Annotated in this window: 1 protein-coding gene (running past one end of the window); it reads right to left on the bottom strand. The window is 60.8% G+C overall.

Annotated elements, in window-relative coordinates; genetic code table 11:
- A protein-coding gene (locus K8U03_00455) for an autotransporter-associated beta strand repeat-containing protein (protein ID MCE9603354.1) crosses the window boundary here: on the bottom strand, nt 1-23,324 show its 3' portion. The gene runs 12,367 nt beyond the window's last position; the window shows 23,324 of its 35,691 coding nt (coding positions 12,368-35,691); its start codon lies beyond the right edge, outside the window; its stop codon occupies nt 1-3.

The following is a 23,324-nucleotide window of genomic DNA, read 5'->3' on the forward strand; positions in this document are numbered from 1 at the left end:
TTAGGCTGTTTCGGTTTCTGCTTCTTTTTTGGCGGCTGCTTGGCGGCGTTTTTTCCAGCGGAGGCCGAAGCCGATACCGGCGATGCCCATGAAGAGCAAGCTGCCCGGTTCCGGAACCGCGGAGTAATTGAGATAGAGATTGCTGTCGACCAGCGAAATGCGGAACGAGCCGGTCAGGTCGGTCGGGGTGAGCCGAGCCGTGTTGATGTTGAAGTAATTGTTGATGTCCCCATCGATTGTTTCGTTGTAAGCGTGGCCGTTGAGGGTCACTGCACCCGCATTCGCGAAGAGCCAATGCAGCGATTGAGTCCCCGTGTTGAGGGACCCCGGATCGAAGTAAGGAGCCTCTCCTTCGTGCGTCGCGTCCATCATCGAGATGAGGTTGAAGTTGATGCGATTGGCCGCATCGACTCCGGTCGCCTGTAGATCAAGTATGCCGGTGCCGCCGGGGAGTAGATTCGAGACGTACAGGAGATCCCATTCGGTGCCGGAAGGATTGAGGGCGAGGTGATCCGCAGGATCCACGGAGTTGAGCCCGCGAATAAACTGGAAGTTGAACCCGCTCCCCGCCTGGAAGACGGCCGAGCCCGCGACGACGTACCCGAGGCCTTCGTTGCTCGGGGCTTCCGCATGCGGTCCGTCCAGCCCACCCGGCGAGAACACGCCGCCGCCTTGCACGGTCATGGTCGTCGTCGATCCTTGAACGATGAGCGTGGCCGTGGTCGCCGGCGACACGGGGGCGATCGTATAGGACTTGGCCGTGGTGAGCGCACCGTTGTAGGCGACGAGCGTACCGGCGTTGACGGTCACGTCCGGAGTAAACGTGTTGCCGGCGTTAGCCAAGATCGTGGTGCCGGTTCCCGCTTGGACGAAGTGTCCGCCGGTCGAACCGCCGGCGGCGCTGTTCGCGATCGTATTGCCGAGAACATACGTGCCGGACTGATTCATCTTCAGCGTTCCGGCGTCGGCGATGGTGATGGCGCTGAGGTTGCTGGTGTAGTTGACGGAGTCGCTGCCGCCGAGCGTTCCGCTACCGGTGATCTCTAAGACCCCGGCGGCGATGTCGGTGTTGACGGAGTAGGTGTTCTGACCGCTCAACGTCAGCGTGCCGAGACCGTCCTTCACCAGGCTGAAGGAAGAGCCCCCTTGCATCTGCAACGAGGCGGAGATGACGGTATGTCCGGAGCCTTCGATGGTGAGGTTGCGGGACGAACCGGTGACTTTCGTGCCGGCGATGGTCAGCAACTTGGTGCTGTCGTTGTGCCAAGTTTGGCTAAGTCCGAGCGCGAGGTCGGTGCCGATCGTGACGTCGCCGGTACCGGCGGCGACGTCGATGGCGCGAGCGACGGTGATGCCGGTATTCAACAGACCGTTCAATTGCAAGACGATCGGCGAGCTGTTCGGAGACGTACCCGGTTGGATTCCGATCGGGTTGTTCAGGCCGGTGCTGCCGTCGAAGTTCAAGCTGTTGATCTCGAAGCTGTTGTCCAGCGTCGTTAACAAGTTGGCGGCGTTCGGCGCCAACAACGAGCCGAAGAAGACGTTGGTGCGAGCTCCCGGAACTTGAAGCGTGTTCTCGGTTCCGGCGACGGTCGTGGTGAAGTTGGAGAGGCTCGTCCCTTCGCGGAAGCTATTCCACGACTTCGGCTTATCGGCGATTCCGCCTCGCCAGTAGGCGACCGTCGGAGCGGAGATCTTGTAGTAGGTCAAATCGAGGGAATTCGAAGTTTGCTTCAACGCATACTGGTTCCCTTCGATCGAGGTCGGGCTGCCCGGTGCAAATCCGAACGCCGCGGCGGGGTCGGAAGCGCTGTCGAGTACGAAGAAGTTGATCAAGTGGAGGACATCCACATCGTCGTTGATGCCCGTCTTAACGGAGCGATGGATTTGATTGGCCAACGGATTGAGCGTGACATAGGCGCCGCTCGCGTTGAGCCGGAGTTTGCCCGTCACCTGGATGAGATCGACTGCGCCGCTGGAGCCGCTGGAACCGAGATCGAAGAAGAGGTTCGTCTTGAGGCCGAAAGGATCGACGTCGCCGAGGGTCAAGTTGGTGGTTGCGGTCGAGGAATCGAGGATCGTCAAGGTGCCGATCGTCCCGCTCCGGTAGTCGCTGAGGTTCCGGAGGTCGATGTTGCCGCCGCCGGCAACGGTCACGTTGGTGTTGATGGCGCCGTTGGAGGCGACCAACGTCGTGCCGATGGTGCCGACGCCGGACAGCGTTCCGCCGGCGTTGACTTGGACTTGCGTGCCGTTGACCCCGCCGACGGTCCCGCGGATGGAACCTTGGACGCCGTTGACTCCGTTGACGCCGACGATGAGCGCGCCTTCGTTGACCGTCGTGCTACCGCTATAAGTGCTGGCTCCACCCAAGGTGAACGAGCCGGTGCCGTTCTTGATCAAGAAGAGTTTGTTGAACAACGGATTGAGGGCCACGGTGGCCGGAGTCGCGGTATCGGTGAGGACGCCGTTGAAGACGCTCGGCTCGGTATTGTTGAGGGTTAATGTGGAAGGGTTCGTGGCGTTGGAGTTGGTGATGAAACCACCACCGGCGACCGTTCCGTCGGAGAGCCCGGCTAGGGTTTGGTTGGCTCCGTTCAAGTCGTAGCCGGCTCCGACGTTGATCTTCAACGGGCTATCGGCCGCGATCGGGTTTTCGCCGAACGGCACCGCTCGGACGAGCCCTTCCTTGATCCAGACGCCGGCCCCGTTCCACGAATCCTGGCTGCCGATGATCAACGTTCCGGCCCCGTCCTTGATGAGGAAGTCGACCCCTGCGGCGGCCGAAGTCTTGATGGTGCCCAACATGCTCAAGGTCACCGAAGGATCGGTCACGGTGATGGTGCGCGACGCGGCGCCGAAGTTGACGGAGTTGTCGAAGGCGATGTTGGCGTTGGCGTTCGTCCCCCCGATCGTGAGATTACCGTTGAGGGTCACGGCCGTTTTGATCAAGGTCGGGTAAGGGTTCGCCGGCGTGGCGACGAAGCTCGAGAGCGAAGTCAAGCCGGCGTTGAGAATGTCCGGATCCAAGTAGGTCGCTCCGGTCGGCAACTGGGTTCCGGCCGGCAGAACCGAACCGGTCGGAGCCATCGAGCCGGCGGCGACGACGGTCCCGGCCCCGATCACCGTTCCGGCCGTGACGACCGCATTGGCGGCGATTTGCGTCCCCGCCGCGAGCACGGTATTGGCGTTGAAGATCGTCCCGGCGGGGACCGTCGTGCCGGCCTTGATCACGGTTCCGGCCGGAACCACGGTGTTGGCGGCGACGACCGTTCCGGCGCCCAAAAGCGTGTTCGCTTGGACGACCGTATCGGCCGCGACTTCGGTCCCTATTCCGAGCAGCGTACCGGCGACGACCACCGAACCCCCGGCGACCGTAGTGTTCATCGACAGCACGGAATTGGCCGCGACGACGGTTCCGTCGGCGACGACCGTACCGGCGCCGAGTTGGGAGCCGGCGACGACGACCGACCCGGCCGGAATCGTACCGCCCATCGGAATCACGGTCCCTCCCACGAGGGTCGTGGCTTGGATGGCGGTCGCGTCTTGTTGGATCGTCGTATCCTTCGTGACGGTCGTCGTGTGTCCGAGCGTATTATCGCCGCCGGCGAGGGTCGTGGCCCGAGCGACGGTCGCTTCGTAGGTCAAGGTCGTTTGCGGCACGAGAATCGTTAATTGGGCGACGAACGTATCGCTCCCGAGCACGGTGTTCTGCGCGAGCGTCGTCGCTTGGTTGACGAACGTGTCGGTGGCCAGAGCCGTGTTCTGGGCCAACGTCGTCGAAACTGCGAGCGTCGAGTCGTAGAAGAGTCTCGTCGAGGCGGCGAGCGTGACCTGGGCGAACGTCGTGTTCTTAAGAAGCGTCATGGCGGTCGCGATCGTCGTATTACCTTGGAAGGTCGTGTTGTTGACGAGCGTCATGTTGTTGAGGATCGTCGCGGGAGCGGAGAGCGAGCTGTTCTGAGTGAGGGTGACTCCGCCGACGCCGACGATCTTCGTCGCGTCCCGTTTGCCGATCGTGAACGCTCCCGCGCCGAACGGGTTGATCAGCGGGTTGGCGTTGCCGAAGAGCACGGTTCCTTCGCGGAGATTGAAGCCGTTGGTGTTGGCCGTGAAATACGGAGTCGCGCTGCCGCTGGCGGCGGCCGTCAGCAGCAAGCCGCCGGAGCCGGACTTCGTAATCGGAGAAGTCGAGTTGTTGTTCGGGGTGCTGAGGAAGCCGGTGATGTTGAGGCCGATCGGCGAGACGCCCGTGACGTTGATCGTCGGCGTACCTGAATTCACAATTCTGAGGTTGCCGGTGATGGTCGGCGTGAAGGCGAAGTTGTCGTTGTTCGAGACGATCGCCGTAGCCGGGACGGTCAAGGTCAGCGTGCCGCCGGTGCTCACGTTCGGGGCGCGATTACCGCCGGTGTTGTTGAACGTCAGGCTCTTCAAGCTGTAGATCTGACCGGCTCCGGTCGGCGCAACCAACGTCAGCAGCGCGCCGCCGTTGAGGATGACGTCCGTCGCGGCGTTGATCTGTTGTTGCACCGAGGTGTTCTGCGTCACAGTGGCGTTGTTGATCGTCAACGTACCGGCGGGGATCACTCGACCCGCATCCGGGAAGATGAGCGTGTTGCCTTGGAACGCCGCGAGGGTCAACGTCCCTTCGTTCACGATCGTGTTGCCGGTGTAGGTGTTCTGAGCCGTGATGATGAGCGTGCCGGGGCCGGCCTTCACCAAGCGGGTCTTCGCCCCGAGGGTGTTGTCCTTGATCGCAGCTTCGATCGTCGTCGTCACGGCGGCGGCGCTTTGATAGGCCACCAAATCATAGACGCCCGTCGTCGCCGCACCGCCGGTCGTCAGAATCCCGCGCGTCAGCGTGGTGGTGTTCACGCCGACCGACGAAGCGGTCGTCGTGGTGAGGAGGCCGCCCGCGGTGAGGTTCAGGGTCGTCGCCGTCGCCGTCGTACCGGTAAACGTGATCGGCGTGCCGGCGGTGTACTTCAGCGAGCCCGCGTTCGTATACGCCGAGACGGCGAACGTGGCGGCGGTGAGGTTCACGGTCGACGAATTCTTCGCCAATTGCGATACGATCGTGGTGCTCGTATCGATTCCGCTGATCAAAGGCAAGTCGTAGAGCGGCATGCCTTGCGTTCCCAACGCGCCGATTCCCTGAGCGATCGCATAGCCGGCGTAGTCGATGCCGTTGACGATGATGTTCGGGCTCAGTCTCGTCAAATCCAACGTCGACGTCAGCGTGGAATTGAGTTGCGTGACATAGAGTCCGGCTTGGTTGAAGCCGGGCTGGCCGAGCACGACCCCGGAGCCGGTCACGGCGACGTTGAGCGTCGCCCCGTTCGGGAACGCCAGGTTGCCGATCGTCACGCGGGTCGTCGTTCCTTGATTCGGCAAGCCGTTCAAAGTGATCGTGTTGGCGCCGGTCATCGCGAGGTTGTTGATCACGATCGCGGCGTCCATCGAACCGCCCGCAGTCAACGTCAAGGCTGCTCCATCCATCGTCACCGGCGCCCCGGCGGCGATGCGCGTCAGGTTCGCGCTGGTCGGGTTGAGGCCCGATTGATCGGTCGTCAACGTGCCGTAGTACAGCTTGATGGCGCTCGACTGGGCGACCGAGCCGGAATCGCGGAGAGTCAAGCCGCCCCCGCGGACGATCGTTTCTCCCTGATAGGTATTCGTGCCCGTTAACGTCGTCGTCGCGTTCCCCGAGCGCGTGAACGACAGGCTGTTCCCCAAGATCACGCCCCCGAAGGTGCTGTTCGCCGTAGCGACGGAGGTCAGCACCACGTTCCCGGCGACCGAGCTGCGAATCGTGCCTCCCATGTTCGGCAGCGGATTGATCGACGACAAGGTGCCGATCGCTTGACTCTTCCCCATGAGATCGACGAAGGTCGTCGCCGCCGGGCCGTTGATAGTCAAGGCGGAGATGCTGATCAAGCCGGTGTTCAACGGGATCACGGCCAGCGTGTTATCGCGGCCCGAGTTCAAGTTCAGCGTACCACCGTTCACCGTCGTCGTGCCGCTGTAGAGAGCGCGACGATTCAAGTTCAAGATTCCCTCGTCGGCCTTGACCAAGCCACCGCTGGCTCCCAGGCCGAAGAACGCGTTGACGTTCAACGTGGAATTCTTCAGGACGTGCAGGAACGGCACCGTTCCGGAGTTGGTGGTAAAGGAGCCGACGTCGATACTCGCCGTGGTTCCTTGCAGCACCAAGACCGCCGCCGAGCCGCCGAGCGTCTGCGTCAGTAGGCTGCCGGTACGGAGGAAGCCGCCGTAGCCCGGATCGGTCAGGCTGGACAACAGACCGAGCGAGATCGGCGCAGTCGGGGTGGAGACACCGCCGATCGTCAACGTGCTGACGGTGGCGTTCCCCTGGAGCTTCGACCCGGAATTATCGTCGTTGGTGAAAATTCCACCGTTGATCGAAGCGGTCCAAGCCGTCGTCTGGGTGCTCAACTCGCTATTGCCGGGCTGCAAACCCGGGGCCGCCAAGTAGGTCATCGGACGGATGTTGCCGGTGCCGTCCTTGACGAGGAAGCCGGTCCCCGGCCCGCTCGTGGAAGCATCGACGAGGACCTCCGGACGAATCGTGACGGAGGACAAGTTGAGGTTCGTGGACGTCGCCAACGAAGTCATCGTCACGACGGAATTCACGGAACTCGCCGCACCGCCGCTCACGCCGGCGATGACCATCGTGCCGGTGTTGTTCAGAGTGACCGTTGCGATCGCCAACGTGGTATTGCCGGAGAGCTCGATCCGGTTACCGCCGTTCTGCGAGGTGAAGTTCACGACGTTTTCGGTGACGGGCGTCGAGCTCCCGACGATCTTCAACGTTCCCCCTTGCAGGAACAGAGTTCCCGCCGCACCGATGCCGAGCCGATCTCCCTTGGCTTGGCTCGTGTTATCGAGCTTCAGCGTGCCGCCGGCGTTGACGACGAAGGATTCGACGAAGGCCGGCGTCACGACGCTCGTAAACCAAGAGGCGTCGTCTTGGAACGTGAGCCCGCCGCCGTTGACCGTGATCGTCCCGGCCCCGACCGTCGTCGTTTGCGCTTTCGTCAACTTCATCTCACCGGCCCCCACCTTCTGCAGCGAGATGCCGCCGAGGCCGGCCAAGAGGGCGAGGTTCGCGTTGGGCGCGCTGAAGCGGTTGAAGAAGCCGGCGAACGTCGTCGACGTGCCGTCGAAGCCGACCGTCAGCGTAGTGGCGGCGGCCGAGTTGTGCACGGTGCTGTTCGCGTCGCCGGCGAGCGAGCCGATCGTCGTGGCCGAGCCCGCCAAGTCGAGCCGCGTATTGGCTCCCAACGACAAGGCCGACAAGCGGGAACCGCCGTTGGCGACCCCGATCCGCAAGCCGCCGGTATTGTCGCCGAGCGTCAAGTTGCCGGAGAAACCGGCTTGGGCGGTCAGGCCGAGCAGGCCCCCGCCGGTCTTCGTGAGGTTGGCGCTGCCGATGGCCCCTTGCAGGTTCAACACCGCTTGCAACGGCAATGGATCGACGGCCCCGTTGACGTTGATCGAGTCGACGCGCACGGTCTTCGTACCCGAACCTAAATCGATCCGCCCGGCGATCAAGGCCGTAAACGGCGCGTTGGTCGAGGTCGTGACGATTCCCCCGGTGCCGATCGTCAACGTCCCGGCCGAGCCGGCGGTCAGAATGCCGGCCGTGTAGGTATTGATCGTCGAAGCGCTGCCGCCGTTGTTGTTCAACACGACCCCGGCGACGGCATTGTCGCCGAAGAGCGTCACGGTCGCGTTGCCGTTCACGGTCACGATGTTGTTGTGACCGATCGCGTCCGCGCCGTAGAAGTTCACGTTTGCTCCGCTGACGACCAAGCCGCGCGTCGGATCGGTCGCGTTCGGAATGCTGCTCCCCGCGGTGACCCGCAACGTCCCTTGGCTGACGTACGTGCCGCCGCTGTAGGTGTTGTCGGTGCCGGTCAGCATCATGATGCCGGTTCCGGACTTCGTGAACGCGGTCTTGCCGCCGGAGGTGTTATCCTTGATCGACGAGTTGATGATCATATTCGCGACGAACGAATAATTGCCGGTGTTATTCGTGGCGAGAGCCTTGTTGCTGATCTTCAGCTGCGTTCCGTTGGTGACCTCGGTCACGGTGGTCCCCACCTGAATACCCGTGCCCGTCACGATCATGCCGACGAAGACATTCGCCGTGGTCGTCAACGTGAGGACGTTGCTGCCGACTTCGGTGGCCGCCGCACCCGCCGCGACGATCACCGGCGCCCCCGTCCCGACCGCCGTATACACGCCGCCGCCGACGCCGCCGATATTCGTCGCCGTAGCGTTGTTGCTCAATTTCACCTGCGTCCCGTTCGTCACCTCGATGATCGTGCTCCCCGTCGGGATGCCGAATCCGGTCACGGTCATGCCGAGCGTAAGTCCCGTCGTGGAGGCCAACGTGAGGACGTTGGAACCGCTCACCGTGGCGCTCGGCGCGGAGGCGTTAGCCTGAGCGGTCGTCGTCGCCGTGTTGTAAGCGACTAATTCGACCAAGCCGGTACCGCCCGTCGTGAGCACGCCCCGATTGTTGCTCGTCCCGACGCCGGTCAACCCGATGATCGTGGGATTCGTAGCGCTCCCGGCCCGCAGCAAACCGCCCTGTTCCAAATTCAAAATCGAGTTCGGCGCGGCGAACGCGATGTCGTTCTGGAAACTACCGGCAATCCGCAACATCCCCGTCGTCGTCGTACCGGCCGGCAACGTCGTGATCGTGTTGAGGCCGACTAAGAGATTGGTCACGTTGCCGGTGGCGAAAGCAGCCTCATAGCCTTTAAAGCCGACGGTGCTGAGAGCACCCACACCTTGAGCGGCGTTGTATCCGGCGTAATCGTTGCCGTTGAGGACGGCCCAAGCTCCTAAAGTTTGCGTTGCCGCGTCCATAACTAAAGGAGTGCTGAAAAAGAGCCGCGGCTGCTGTCCGGCCAAGGCAAGAGTACCGGGAGTAAAGTTCACCGTGGCACCCGCATTACGAGTCAAGCTCGCAAAGGTGAGATCGGTCATGTAGTAACTACCGAGCCCTCCGCCGGCGTTGACGGTAATCGTGCTCGCACTCTCTGCCAACGTCACTGCACCCAATATTTCCGTGCTGTAAGTGCTCGGGCGACCGTTCAAGGTAATCGTACCGCCGGCAAGGGAAATCGGCGCCACATCGTTCACACGATTCGAATTGTTGATGAAGAGGTTGACACTGCTGCCATTGTTCTGAATCAATAGCGCGCCGTAGTTGATCGTGAGGGCCGAGGTATTGGAGATCGTACCGTTGTCTTGCAGAGTGATCTGGCCGCCATAGATGGCAGTCGGCCCGGTGTAAGTGTTGTTATTCATGAATATTAAGGTATTAACATTCACACGCGAGAAAGCGACGTTGCCTGTAATATTCCCCGCCCAGTAGTAGTTCGCACCATTGGTAATGATACCGCCGCCGGGAACGGACGACGTGATCGTGCCGCCGCCGGTGACCGCGCCGTTATTGCTGCTATAGAAATTACCGGCGTATTGATAACTCCCGTTCAGGTCGAGCGTGGCACCCGCATTCACCGTCAACACTTGGTTGGGCAACAGGGTGTTATTGCCGAAGGCGAACTTCGTCGTCCCGCCGTTGAGCGTCGTCGCACCGGTATAAAGCTGCTGCGCGGTCAAGACCAGCGTACCGCCGAGATTCTTCTCCAACCCTCCGGTACCGGTAATCGAACCGGTTACGTTGAGCGTCGTAAATCCGCCGACGTGGAATAACCCTTCGTTAGCTCCGAAGGCGATCCGAGGGACGCTCAACGTATTGGTAACGGGAGTACCGCTGGTGCCGCCGGCGACCAGGAATGCCCCGCTGGAGACCGTCAGAATATTAGCGATGTTGTCGCCGGAAGAATTGATATTCAATCCTGAGCCGGTGATATTCACCGCGTTGACGGTTCTCGGAGCGTCGAGAGTCGCCGCGTAACCGGCCGTCACTTTGATATTGTCGGTCCCGGCAACGGCCACGCCGTTGATGGTCGTCGCGCTCGTCGGATTGTAACCCGTAAACGCCGTGATACCGGAGCCGCCGTAGGTGGCGAAGTCGACCGAGAGATCGGTCGTGCCGGTGGCGTTCGTGAGCGTCACGACGGCGCGAGGAATGATCGAGTTGACTAATGTCGGTGTCGTGACGCCGAAAGTGACTAAGTTTTGAGTCGCCCCAGCTACGCCCATGGCGATATTCGATTTGAAGTTGACGGCCGAGCCGGGATTGATCGCCAGCGACCCGTAAACCAACTGCGTGATACCGCCGTGATTCTCGAGGTAGATCGTCGATTGGCCGTTATAGGTATTCGCGATCGGCAAGCCGATCGTGAGGATGGCCGCCGCAACCGCCGTCCCTTCGGTCGTACCGGCCGCAGCGCCGATCAGATTGAGAGTAGCGCCGTGGAGGTTAAGAGGCTTATTACTACCGAGCCGATTAGGAACGTTCGAACTCAAATTAAAGTTATCCAACGTCAGCGTGGCACCGCTGTAAACCGTAATACCGGCCGTGTTTTGCAGTTGGCCGCTGCCGCTGAGTGTGTTGACGCCGCCGAAGAAGCCCGTAATGCCTGTGTAGGTACTAACGCCCGTTAAAGTTAGAGCCCCCGGACCGAAGTTATAAAACTGAGATCCGGTTATACCAGCAGGGCCGTTGATGATGGGACTACTAATCAAAGTAGCGCCCGAACCGGCGAAGCCGACCCATTGATTGTTAATGGTGGCGAGCTGGACCGGTTGGCCGCTGAAGGTCAACGTCTGACCTGGAGCCAGATTGTTCGTGAGAACTCGATTGCTAGCATTGCCTTGCAGGCTATAGGAGATGCCGGTGGCTGTGTTACCGGTGAACTCGATGGACTGACTACCGGTGATGATGCCGTAGCTATTATCGAGACGCAGACCTTGGGTAATCGCATTACCACCGACCATGTTGACCGTGGACTCGATGCTACCGCCGCTGAATGCAATGAGGCTGTTGGCACCCAACGGGCTGAGGCTTCCCGAACGGCTGAGAATGACGCGCCCCTGGCTGATCGTCGTCGAAGTATGGACTGTCGAAGCCGCCGGAGTTCCACCGAAGGTAACCGTACCGGAAGTATTGATAGTCAACGCGATTTGCCCTCCGATACCTGTGAAGGCACCGTTCAAGGTCGTATTTCCGGTTCCGACGACCGAAAACGGGCGTGCAACGGCATCGAAACTGTAGAAGTTGTTGTTGATCGTCAACCCCGTGCCCGCAGTAATCATGTTGGCGAGCGTCCATGGATTCGACTGCAATCCATAGAGGAGTCCGTTAAGCGTAATCGGGCCTGCTCCCGAAAACGTACCGGTTGAATTGGGGTTGATCCCTACCGGCTGCGACAAGGTCAGGCCGGCAGAATTCGTGGAGTAGATACCGGAGTTAGAGATAATCAGACCGCCGATGACCACGGGGCCGGCCAAAATCGTAGCGTTGCCGTTGGCAATGGAGAAAGTCGTCGGACTCAGAATAGTACCGATAGACCAGCCGTAACCGGCACCCGACGCGGCGAAGAGCATACCGGACACCAAGCCGGTGGTTGTGCCCGAAGTCAGGGTAATGATATTCGCGGCCGACGCGGCAGCGACGAGCCCCGTCGGGCCGACCGCACCTAAGGCGGTTGGACCACCGATGCCCAGGAAGCCGGCATCGACGCGCACACCACCGGTGAAGGTGTTGTTGCCCGTCAACTCCCAATTGCCCCAATCCGACTTATAGACACGCAGCGCTCCTCCGTTGTCGGCCAGTACGGAAGTGATCCGGTTGGAATCCGTATTGAGCCCGTAAAGGTTTATTTGTTTGGAACCGGCTGTGAGATTGGACATGTTCGTAAAGACGAGTGCGCCGCTTCCGTTGGATTCGATCGTGGCACCCGTGGGATTGACCAACCGCGTGACGACTTCACCGGTACCGACGTAAGTCAGATATCCGCCGCTCAGAGTTAGAGTGCCGGAGGGATCTCCGAAAGCGCTGGTAGCCCCGCCACTACCGATCGATGTCACGATGGTGTCACCGGCACTGATGTTCGTATTCCCGGAGTAGGTATTAGCACCTGTCAGGTAAAGTACGCCGCCGCCTGTCCTGGTGAGGCCGCTACCAAGTCCGCCGCTGATGACGCCGGACACGGTTGCATAGTCGGTGAAGGTCGTTCCGTTATCGTCGACTTGAATCGTGCGAACGCCACCGCCGAGATTGATGTTGTTGGTGAATTCGACGTCGGACAAAGCGGTAGCGGAACTAAGGATGAGAGTTCCGGTACCGTTGCCGATTCCGCCTTGACCCCAGAATTGCGTTCCGCCTGGGAGCGTCACGGTGAGCTTGGAGCTGCTGGCGGAGAAACCACCACCGGCGTTGAAACCCCACTGAACTTGACCAGCCCCCGAGCCGATAGGGCGACTGAACGTGCCGTAAGTTTCTATGACGCCGCCGGCAAGCACGAGGTTGCTGTTGGCGGAAAGAGTCGAAGTGGTGCCGTTCGTTACACGGAGCGAGCCGCCGATCACGGTGGTGACACCGGAGTAGTTATTATTCGGATTACCGAGAATCCACAGGCCCGCGCCGGACTTCGTCACGTTGAGCGGGGAACCGTCGATGGTGTTGTTGACCAATCTGATGTCGATCTCGTTGTCGCCGGTCGAGTTGCCGGTAAGGATCAGCGTCTTCGAGCCGGTGTTCGCGAAGCCGATATTGCCCGTATTGCTCAAGACGAGCGCGGCATTATTTTGGGCAAGAGTGCCCAGTACGTTGTTGCCGAAGTTTCCGGAGGAATCGATAGCCCCGCTGCCACCCAAGCTGAAGAGCCGGTCGATCGAGATCGTCGGGGTCTGCGTGGCTTGGTAGACCAACGTGTTGGCACCCGTATATTGCAAGGTTCCCGTCGTGCTGCCCGTGCCGAGCACGATGCTCCCTGCGTTGTTCGCCACATTCCCCATGCCGATCGAGCTCGGAACGCCGATGTTCGCGAGCGAAGTCACGGCAAGTACGCCTTGGAGGACGGTGGTCACGCCGGTGTAGGTGTTGACCCCGGTCAGGTATTGGGTTCCGGTGCCGTTCTTCAGAACGTTCAGCACGCCGCTGCCGTTTTGCAGGGCTCCGGAGAAGACACCGTTGCCCGTGGTGACGTTGAAGTAACCGATGGCGAGCGTCGACGACACGCCGGCACCGTTCGTGATGATTCCGGCACCGTTCAGTGCGCCGATCGTGGTTCGACCGCTCGGGCCCGCGCCGTTGAGATCGAGCGTAGCGCCTTGGCGAATCGTGGTGATGTTCGCTGCCGTGGTGATCGAGCCGAGCGAAGCGGCAGGGCCGGAGAGACGCAAGACCCCTTCGTTGATCGTCGTGTTACCGGTGTAGGTATTAGCACCGCTGACGATGAGCATGCCGGTTCCGGCCTTCGTCAACGAACCACCGAAGCTTCCGATCGGAGCGCTGATCGTCAGGGCGTTATTAGCATTCGTACTGCCGTTGACGATGATCACCGTCTCACCCGGGTTGGTTGCGATGCTCGTTCCGGCACCCACACCGACGTTGCTGTTCAACGTAAACTGCGTCAGGCTTTGAATCGAAGCGACGGTCGCTCCTGCCGGAATGTTGGGGTTACCGTAGATCGGCATCCCGACGTAGAAGCTCAACGTCGAGCCCGAGGTTAGATTAACCAAGGCAGTATTCGCCACGGTCGTAGCAAGCACGAGCGGTGCGGCACCGATCGTGTTTTGCGGGCCGCTGGCCGAGATCAAGGCACCTGTATTGGTGTTGTCGAACAACAAGCCGCCGGCACCGAGGGTGATCGGGCCGTTGAGGCGAAGTTCCTGATTAGCGACGGTCGGTGCGAACTTCAGCGTGTTGATCCCGGTCACGGCAGCGCCCGTGGTGAAACTCGACGTAAGCAAGAAGTTCGCATTCGAGATCGCGGGTCCGACCAAGTTCGTATAGGCCGGAGCATTCGCACTCCCCAACGCCACGACTTGATTGCTCGTGTTGAGCGTCGCCCAGTCGGTGCCGTTGACGGTGGCATAAGCCCGTCCGCCGCCGACGACATCGCTCAAAAGGCCGTTGAAGGTCGCCAGCGAGCTACCGGTGCGGAAGCCGATCGTCCCCGTGCCTGGGACGAAATTCAGCGTGGCGCCCAAGGTACGATTGCCGAGGTAGCCGAAGGTCAAGTTCGTCGGCGTGGCTCCGTTCGTGATCTGTACCGTTCCCGCACCGGCCGAGGCCGTGAGGATACCGGCGAGTTCCGTGCTACCGCCGGCAAGCCCGACGTAGTTGAAAGTCCCTCCTGCGTAACCGTTACCGCGGATGGTATCGGCGGCAAAGACAAGATTGGAGCTATCGTTCAGCGCATCCAAGCCGGTTAGAGTAGGCTTCATCATGACGGTCCCACCGGCGATGGTCAGAGGACCGGCGAAATTACCGATGGCGACAGGGGTCTGCGTGCCGACGGCGGCGTTATTCGCCAACACAGCCACGTTCGTCGTATTCGCAATCGTAATCGTGCCCGCCGACGTGATCTGGCTGATATACCAACCGGCATTCGCCGCGAGACCGGCACCGCTAATACTCTGACCAGGCACGAGGTTCGCGGTGCTGGCGACGGTGAGGACGTTGCCCGTGTTAGCCGTCACGCTGAGCGCTGCCGTCGCACCGGTGACGGTGCCGATATTGAGGGTACCGAGAGTAATGGCTGCGGCTTGGCTAATCGAAAACTGATTAGGTGCCAGGATCTGGGATATGACCGTGCCCGGCAAAATGCCCGTGCCGGAAACGGTTTGTCCCACGACGAGCCCGGCAGTTCCGGTAGCGCTGGTCGTCGTTACGATTTGGCTCGAAGCACTTGCGTTGACCCCCAGCGCACTATTGGCCGTTCCGATGGTCGTAGCGGCCGTGCTTGGCCCCGTGATCTGCCAAGTGCCGCCGTCGACCTTAGTAACGCCGGTGAGATCCGACGCGTTCGTGATGAACCCTTGGATGTCGTTGATGCCGGTATTGCTGCCGCCGATAACGAATGTTTTCGCACCGGTACCGTTCGCTGCGATATTCTGCGGCAATACCAACGCACCGGAACCGTTATTGGTGAGAATGGCATTTCCGACATTCAAGAGCAGCACCTTATTGGTCCAGGTCTCGCCGGTACCGGTGTAGTTCAACGTACCGCCGTTAAAGACGACGCGCCCGGCACTGTTGGCATTCAGGGCTGCGACGCTGGAGATGTTCAAGGTGCCTGCCGTCATGACGGTCGAGCCTGTGTAGGTCGAGCCTGTGTAGCCCGGAGTAGTTCCGGTCATCGTGAGCGTGCCTGTGCCGGCTTTCGCAAAGGCGTGATCGGCTCCCGACGCAAGGACACCGCCCGTGATGACCGTATCACCGGTCGCAGCGAGGGTATATGTCGTCGCCGTAGTGAAGATTTTGTTCCAGATATTCCCGTTGAACGTCGACGTTCCGTTCGTGCTGATATTGAAACCATCGTTACTGCCGTCGGGGGAAGAGCCGGTGTATGTAGCAAAGCTAAAGCCGATACCGTTACGTCCGGAAAGCGTCGGAGCACGGGAGATGGTCTGTATGTAGGAACCAAACGTAACGACTTGACCTTGACCTAGGGGGACCGAACTTCCGAGGGCGCGATCTACGAACAACGTGGTATTTCCATGCGCCGAATTGTAGTTTCGGTTGATGAATCCCGTAGGGTTATCGGTGCGGATTTCCCAAATACCGCCGTTTCCTCCGATGGTAGCTGCTTCGGCACCCAATTGTGCATTGTCGGAGATTCGAATCGTACCGGAATCGACCCGCCAAACGCCGACGAAGGTGTTATTCATACCGGTGATGAGCAGCGTGTTGTTAAAGCCGATACTGCGATTGCTTTTATAAACTCCGGCAGTCCCGATAGTACCCCCGATTACTTGACCGGCCAGAACGACATTGCCGGGCCCACCCGTAATATAGAAGGAATTACCGGCGTTGACGTTGAGAACGCTGCTTGCGGCAAAAGTCATCGTGCCTGCGGCGGAACCGAGGCGGACTTCGGCTGAGTTGGAGTTAGCCGTGATGACTCCCGTGTAGCTATTGTTGCCGATATTCGTAAGCACGTGACCACCGTTGGTCAGGTTGCCGGTGCCCGACAAACCGAGATTCTTATCGAACGTCATGCCGACGGCACCGAGTCCACCCTGCACGATCAAATTACCACCGGCAAGCGAAAGAGCGTTGGTGCCGAAGACGGAGACGAGCGAAGTGTTACCCAACTGCCCGATGTCGGTGATAGCCAAAGTTCCGCTGACGATGTTGGTCTGACCGGAATAGTTGTTGTTGGCGTTGGTGATGTTGAAGAATCCGCCACCCGCGAAGTTAAGACTACCGGTACCGGAAATCTGGCCGCCGAAGGTTGTTGTGACGCCGGTGTTGGAATTGTTGTAGATGTTGCTCGGGCCGCCGATGTTCAACGAGGCCCCATTTCCGAGGACGACGTTTCCTCCGGACGTGCCGCCACCGGTCAACGTCTTAACCGTCTGGCTGAAGCCGTTGAGATTAAGTGTCGCACCTGCAACGTTGGCGAGAATGATGTCCGAAGCACCGCTTAAAGCGTTCACGGATCCCATTTGCAGCGTCCCCGCGTTGATGCGTGTCGCTCCGGTATATGTGTTCGCGGCAAACGGGAAAGTCGTAGCGATACTCGAACCGGCCGTGACTCCCAAACTGGAAGAGAGCGTAATCTGCGTAGGGCTATCTACGCTGAGGATTTGCGTACCGGCCGGGATATTGGCATTACCCGTGATGGTTTGACCGGCGTAAAGACCGGCGGTGCTCGCTAGCGTGACGATCGCACTTCCTAGCGTGGTCGTTGCCGACAGTGAAGCCGAAGGCGAAAGAACGACGGTACCCGTGCCGTCCTTGACGACGTTACCGGTTCCCGTGGCGAGAAGGCTGCTGATCGTAAAGATGCCGGTTCCGTTCTGGTGGATATAAAGATCCGCATTCGGTGCGCCGATTCTGCCGCCCGTCAGCGTCGCGTTTTGATCCCCTACGAATTGCAAGGCACCGCTGGTGATGGTGAGCACGTTGGTAGCGAGGCCCAAGTCGGTAATTTGTCCGGCATTGCCCGTAGCGTCGATGGTAAGCGAATTGACGCTACGATTAGTGACTGCGGTCCAGAGAGTGCCGGAAGTTCCCAGAGTCGTGTAATCGGTATTCGCACTGTTCGAGTTGGTAGCCAACGTAGTCGCGGTCGTGCTATCGAAGCGCACGATGTCGCCCCCAACCCAACGAGCCAAGCCGGTGACGTTGCCCTCTTTGACGAGAGCGTAGCCGAGAATGTTGTTGGTGCCCGTGGCACTGCTCGGCGCGGAAGCAGACTTAACTCTCGACCCTGCAGTAACCGAACTGTAGTCGATCAACAACGTCGAGCCGGCGTTGCGGGTCCAGGTGTTGCCGATCGTTAAATTCGTAGCACTACCTCCATCGTGGATGGAGATCGTTCCGATCGAGCCGGCCGTGATCGCGAGGCTAGCCAAGGTTTGGCTGCCGCCGGCGTTTAACGAATTCGTCACGTCGAAGATACCGCCGCTGAGCGTCAAGGCCGAGGCCGGATTCAGCAAGCCGCCAGCCAGATCCAACACCAGCGTGCCGCCGTTGACGATCGTGCTCGTGCTATTGGCAACCGAACTTTTCACGGTCAACGTCCCCGCGTTCACCGTCGTAGCTCCGGTGTAGGTGCTCGCGCCGGTCATCAACGTCCAAGCACCCGCGCCGGTCTTGACGATGCCGCCGGTGGTGTTGTTTACCGGGCTCGCCAAAAAGCCTGTGCCCGCTCCACCGAGAGTAAGAGCGAAGGTATCGCCGGTGATGGCTCCGGCGTTGGTGATGTTGAACGTGCTGCCGTTGTCGACCGAGATCGTGGCCGCGGAGCCGAGAATGATCTGAGCGGCATAGGTATTGGCAGTTCCTCCAATGCCGACTAAGGCACCGGTCTGTCCGGCGGCGGCGCCCGTTCCATTAAGCGTAAGCACTTCGGAGGCGATGTTTCGGCCGCCGGAGAGAACCAAAGATCCGCCGCTATTTACGACCGTGCCCGTGGCAAGGGATCCGGAGGTTCCCAAGGCGCTATCGATAAGCACGCGCACCGTACCGCCGTTGATCGTCGTGATACCGTTGTAGTTATTGAGGACGGTCAGATCGAGAGTCCCCGGGTCGATCTTCGTCAGCGCGCCCGCACCATTGATTCCATTCGTCGTGATCGTCGTATTACCTGAGCCGCCGAGCGTCAGGACGAACGAGCCGATATTGACGTTCTTCAAAGTGAACGTGCCGAATTCCGAAGTGATCTTCGAGTCCGAGCCGAGCGTGATGGCTCCGTCGTAGCTGTTGCTGCCGAGACTGCGCAACGCACCGATGTTGCTGGCGCCGGTATTGTTGATGACCAACGCTTCCGTGATCGTTAGTGGATTAGGAACCAGAGTGCCGCTGACATTCAGCATCGTAGCGCCGTCGATTTCCAACGAACCACCGATACCGACGACCGTGCCGAATGCGGTCGTGCCGAGGGCGCTGTTGTTTTGGATGCGAATGGCACCGGCGGTAACCACCGTCGTGCCGGTGTAGGTATTCGCGGCGGAGAGGATGGCCGTTCCGGTACCATCTTTGACGATGGAATTGTTGGAACCGTTGATCACTCCGGCTCCCACGATTCCTTGAAGCTGCATCGGCCCCGCACCACCCAGCAGCAAGTCGGTTCCGGTCGTGCTGTTGATACCTCCGGTGATCGTGAAAAACCCGGCGGTGGAGTTGATACGCGCACCCGTTAAGCCGCCCGCGAGCGTGATATTGCCGCCGTAAGAATTCGGGCCTGCGGTGTTCAGCAAAGCGCCTCCGTTGCCCGCACCGAGTCCGGTAATGATAAGCGCTTCGGCGCCGATCATGACCGCTCCCTGAATATTGCTATTGTTATTGAGTTCGAGGGTAGAACTAGCGTAAACCGTGGTTCCGTTGAGCGTCGAACCGAGCGAATTGGAGTTATGTAGTGAAGTAACATTCGTATTCGTATTAATTATCGTCGGCCCCTCATAAGTGTTACCACCGCTAAGATTGAGCAGATTCGCGCCGGTCTTGATGAGGGCTCCGCTGCCGCTGCCGCTGATGATACTTGGAACACTAAACACTTGGTTCGCGGCATCAAGAGCTCCGCCCGCGGGGCCCAACGTAATCCCACGATTCGGGTTGAGAATCACGGCATTCGTAGCAATGCTCAGGCCGCCGCCGTTGAGCAAGATGTTGTCGCTCACGACCGTACCCGGAGCGGCACCGAGGCTCGCATCGTTGCCGTTGGCACCGTAAATCTGAATGTAGCCGCTTAAGAGCTGAATGGCCTTCGAGCCGGTCAGAGATAGTGAGCCCGCGTTCAAGCCCGTGATAGCCAAAACACTGCCGGCCGCTCCCGCCTTGATCAGCTGGTTATCCGTGCCGGCGGTGGTGATGATACCTGCAAAAGTCTGAGTAGTACCATCCAGGACGATGTTGCGGCTCACACCAGTGCCGGAACTGTAGAGAATCGGAGCAGCGAATGTAGTCGCAGCGCTTGCGGAGGTGCCTAAGGTGATCGTCTTGGCATTGTTGCCCAGAGCAACCGGAACGTTGATCACCAAGTTTGCTAAGGTGTTGGTGAACGACGTGTTATTTCCGCTGATGGAAATGTTACCGATGCCGATAGCCGTGCCGGAGTTGAAGTTCAAGCCGCCTTGTTGAAGGTCGATGCTGGTCTGTCCGGCCGTGCCGAAGTTGTTCGCTCCCGTCAACGTCAGCACGCCGATGCCCGTTTTCACGAGACTACCTGTTCCCGTGATGGCGCCGACGAAGGCGGCGGGGCTGGTGCCGTCGGTTCCGATGGTGAGGGTGCTGGCTCCCAGGTTCAAGGACGAGCCGGTGACGCCGGTGAGCGATCCGAGCGTAATGTTGTTGCCGTTCAGGTCGAGCACGGCACCGGTAATGGAAAGGTTCATGGCCGAGTACAGGCCGAAGGCCTGCGCCGATCCGGCTTTGAGCGTAGTAGCGGTGCTGATGTTGGTCGAGCCGGTGTAGGTGTTGGTGCCCGAGAGGATCAGGGTACTGGCAGCACCCGCTGCCTGTGCCACGGTCAGGCCGGTGGGGCCGCCGCCGGAGTTGCTGATCTTGCCGCTGAGTTCCACCGTCATCGCTGCGGGGATGGTGAAGGTTCGCGTGGCGACCGCGGCCGTGGTGTTGAGATCGAAACTGTTTCCCAAGACGACGCTGGTACTGTTGGTGAGGAGCGTCACGCCGCCGCCGGTCGCCGGGTTGGTGAACGCGAAGCCGATGCTCGCGTCCGGAGCTACCAAGGCAGTCCCGGCGGTACCCAAGGTCAAGGTCGGGGCCGACCCGGACAACGAGACCGTCGTGGCGGCGGCTCCCGTATTCAAGAAGAACGCACCGGTCGGAATCGTTAAGTTGCCGAAGATACTGGCGTTGCCGCCGCGGAGTTCCAACGTGCTGCCGCTGACGAGCGTTATCGCTCCCAAAATCGCATTGACGCCGTTCAGGTCGAGCTTGCCGGTGCCGTTGATTGCGATCGTGCTGCTCGGGAAGTTCGTGCCGTTGAGGAAGGCGTTCGACAACTGGTTCACGCCGGAGCCCGCTGCGAACTGGATGATACCACCGGTGTTGATCGTGACGGTGCCCGAAGGAATCGTCGACGTCGTCGTGCCGGTCTTGCCGAGGATCAGCGTCGTGGTCGAGCTGGCGTTGGCGTTACCCACGACGGTCGGGCCGGTGAAGTTGTTCGTCTGAGTTCCGGAGAAGGTTAACGAGCTGTTGCCCGTTAAGCCGGCGACGGTCAAGCCCAAGCTGGCCGGCGTATTGGAATTGAGAATGCCCGAGAAGTTCGAAGTGCTGCCGCCCGCCGGAGCGAACGTCAACGTCGTCACCGTGGCGCTGGTGTTGGTCACCAAGCCGCCGCCGCTCAGGCCGGCGAGCGTTTCGCCGATGCCGGCGAGATCCAAGATGCCGGTCGCGTTGACCGTCACGAGAACTCCGGTGGGAAGCGGATCGGTGCCGGTCGCGAATTGCACGACCTGGGTCCCGGTTCCATTGGTTGGTGCGCCGATGGTGAGGTTGCCGCCGATCGCATTGACCGCTCCGGTCTTGCCGAGGACCAACTTGCCTCCCAACACCGTCGTCATTCCGGTGAAGGTGTTGGCACCGCCGCCGGAGATCGTCATCGTGCCGAAGCCGGACTTCGTCAAGTTGCCGGTGGCGCCGCTGATCACGCCGGCGAACGTCGTCGAGCTGTCGTCGGCACCGGTGATGAGAGTACCGCTGCCGAGCGTCACTGTCGGATTGGTGGTTCCGGCCGTGGCGGACAACGAGCCGATGGTCTCAGTCGTATTATTGAGATCGAAGATGACCCCGGCGACGTCCGCCAGGAGAACCGGCGAATCGTCGGAGATCGCGGCCCCGCCGGCAATCCGCAAGGTGCCGCCGTTGATCGTCGTCGCCCCGGTATAGGTGTTCGCGCCGGTGAGCAGCAAGACGTTTCCGGCGACCCCCGTCGCTTTGGTCAGGCCGATGCCGTAGCCTTGGATGCTCCCGTTAATCGTCAGGACGTCCCCGGCGTTGGCGAGCGTGATCGTCAGAGCCGAAGGCATGATGATCGACGAGGCCGTGATGGCGTTGAGGTTCGAAGCTGCTCCGACGGTCGTCGTGATGGCTCCGCCGGTGAGGACCAACCGGCCGCCGGTGCCGCTGCCGTCGAGGTTGATCGTCCCGCCGTTGAGCGTGATCGTGCCGGTGGTGTAGAGGGTGCTGCCGACGGCTCCGCCGCCGTTGGTCACCGAGCCCCCGAGCGCGGCGTTGGTGCCGATGTTGAGGGCCGCGATCGTCTCGGATTTTCCGTTGAGGTTGAAGAGGCCGGACGAATTCACCGTCACCGCCGCGGTGTTGATGATCTGCTCGTTCTGATCCAAGCGGACCTTGTCGGCGCCGGCGCCGCCCGTGTTGTCGCCGATGACCAACGGTCCGGTGATGGCGACGCCGCCGTTGGCCGCGTTCATCACGCCGCCGGTCTTCGCCAAGACCAGCGTTCCGGCGTTGACCGTCGTGGTCCCCATGTTGGCCGCCGTCGGGAAGTTGTTCGCGAGGATGTCGCCGCTGAAGCGCACGACGCCGGTGTTCACGGTATCGGCGGCGATGCCGATGTTGATGCCCGTCAGAGCCACGGTGCCCGTCAATTGCGCTTGCACGTCGAGATCGAACCCGCTCGACGTCGTCCCCGGCGCGATGACGAACGTGCGAACGCCGCCGGTGCTCCCCGTGCCCGCAAGATCGAATTGACCGCCGATCACGGCGGTTGCGGCGCTGGCCAGGGTTTGAATGCGCACATCGGCATTGGCCGCCACGGCGATGATCCGTGCGTTTCCGGTCAGGTTCGTCCCTTGCAAGGTCAGGACGTAATCGGCGGCGGCGGCGGCGCTCGGCGTGAGCGTCAGGAAGGTCGACAGCGGAGCGTTGATCGTACCCGCGCTGTAGTAGAGGCCGCGGAGCGTTTGGGCGAAGTTGTTGAAGTTCACCGTTCCGCCGTTGACGTACAAGTTGGCGTTGGAACCGATGCCGCCGGCGATGTCGAGGTTCAGGGTGCCGACGTTCGAGCCGCTGTTGGCCGCCACGACGAGATTGCCCAGAGCCGCGATATTGACTCCCGCCGCATTCGACCCGACGACGCCGATGATCGGCGTGGCGTTGGCGATCGCGAGGCTCAAGGTTCCTTCCGTCACCGTCGTGCTGCCGGTGTAGGTCGAAGCGGTCAAGATCCGCATCGTCCCCAAGCCCCGCTTGTCGATACTGGTGACGGCGCCGGTACTGGTGAGCACCGTGCCGGTGTTGATCAGGAAGTCGATCGGCGCCGGACCGTTCTCGACGGTGATCGTCCGGGTCAACGCCGTCCCCGAGCTGTTGAGGTTGATCGTCGAGCCGGCCGTGCCGGTGATGATCGACTGATAAGCGCCCAAGGTCGTGGTACCGGACGTCAGCGCGGTCGGAGCCAGAGCCGTAGTCGGCGCCTTGATGTAGATGCCGCCCGTGAGAGTGGTGTTGCTACTGAAGGCGAGCGAGGCCGCGGCGTTGTTGAGGCTGATCGTACCGCCGGTCATGGTCAAGGCGTTCGTCCCCGTGCCGGCCAAGGTGAGCGCGAACCCACCGGTGACGACGACGTTGTTCACGCCCGAGCCGTTGATGGCGTTGACGGTCACGCTCCTGACGGTTTCCGCGGCGCCGATGGTGAGATTTCCATAGG

This window comes from Planctomycetia bacterium, from assembly GCA_021413845.1.
Taxonomy (GTDB): domain Bacteria; phylum Planctomycetota; class Planctomycetia; order Pirellulales; family PNKZ01; genus PNKZ01.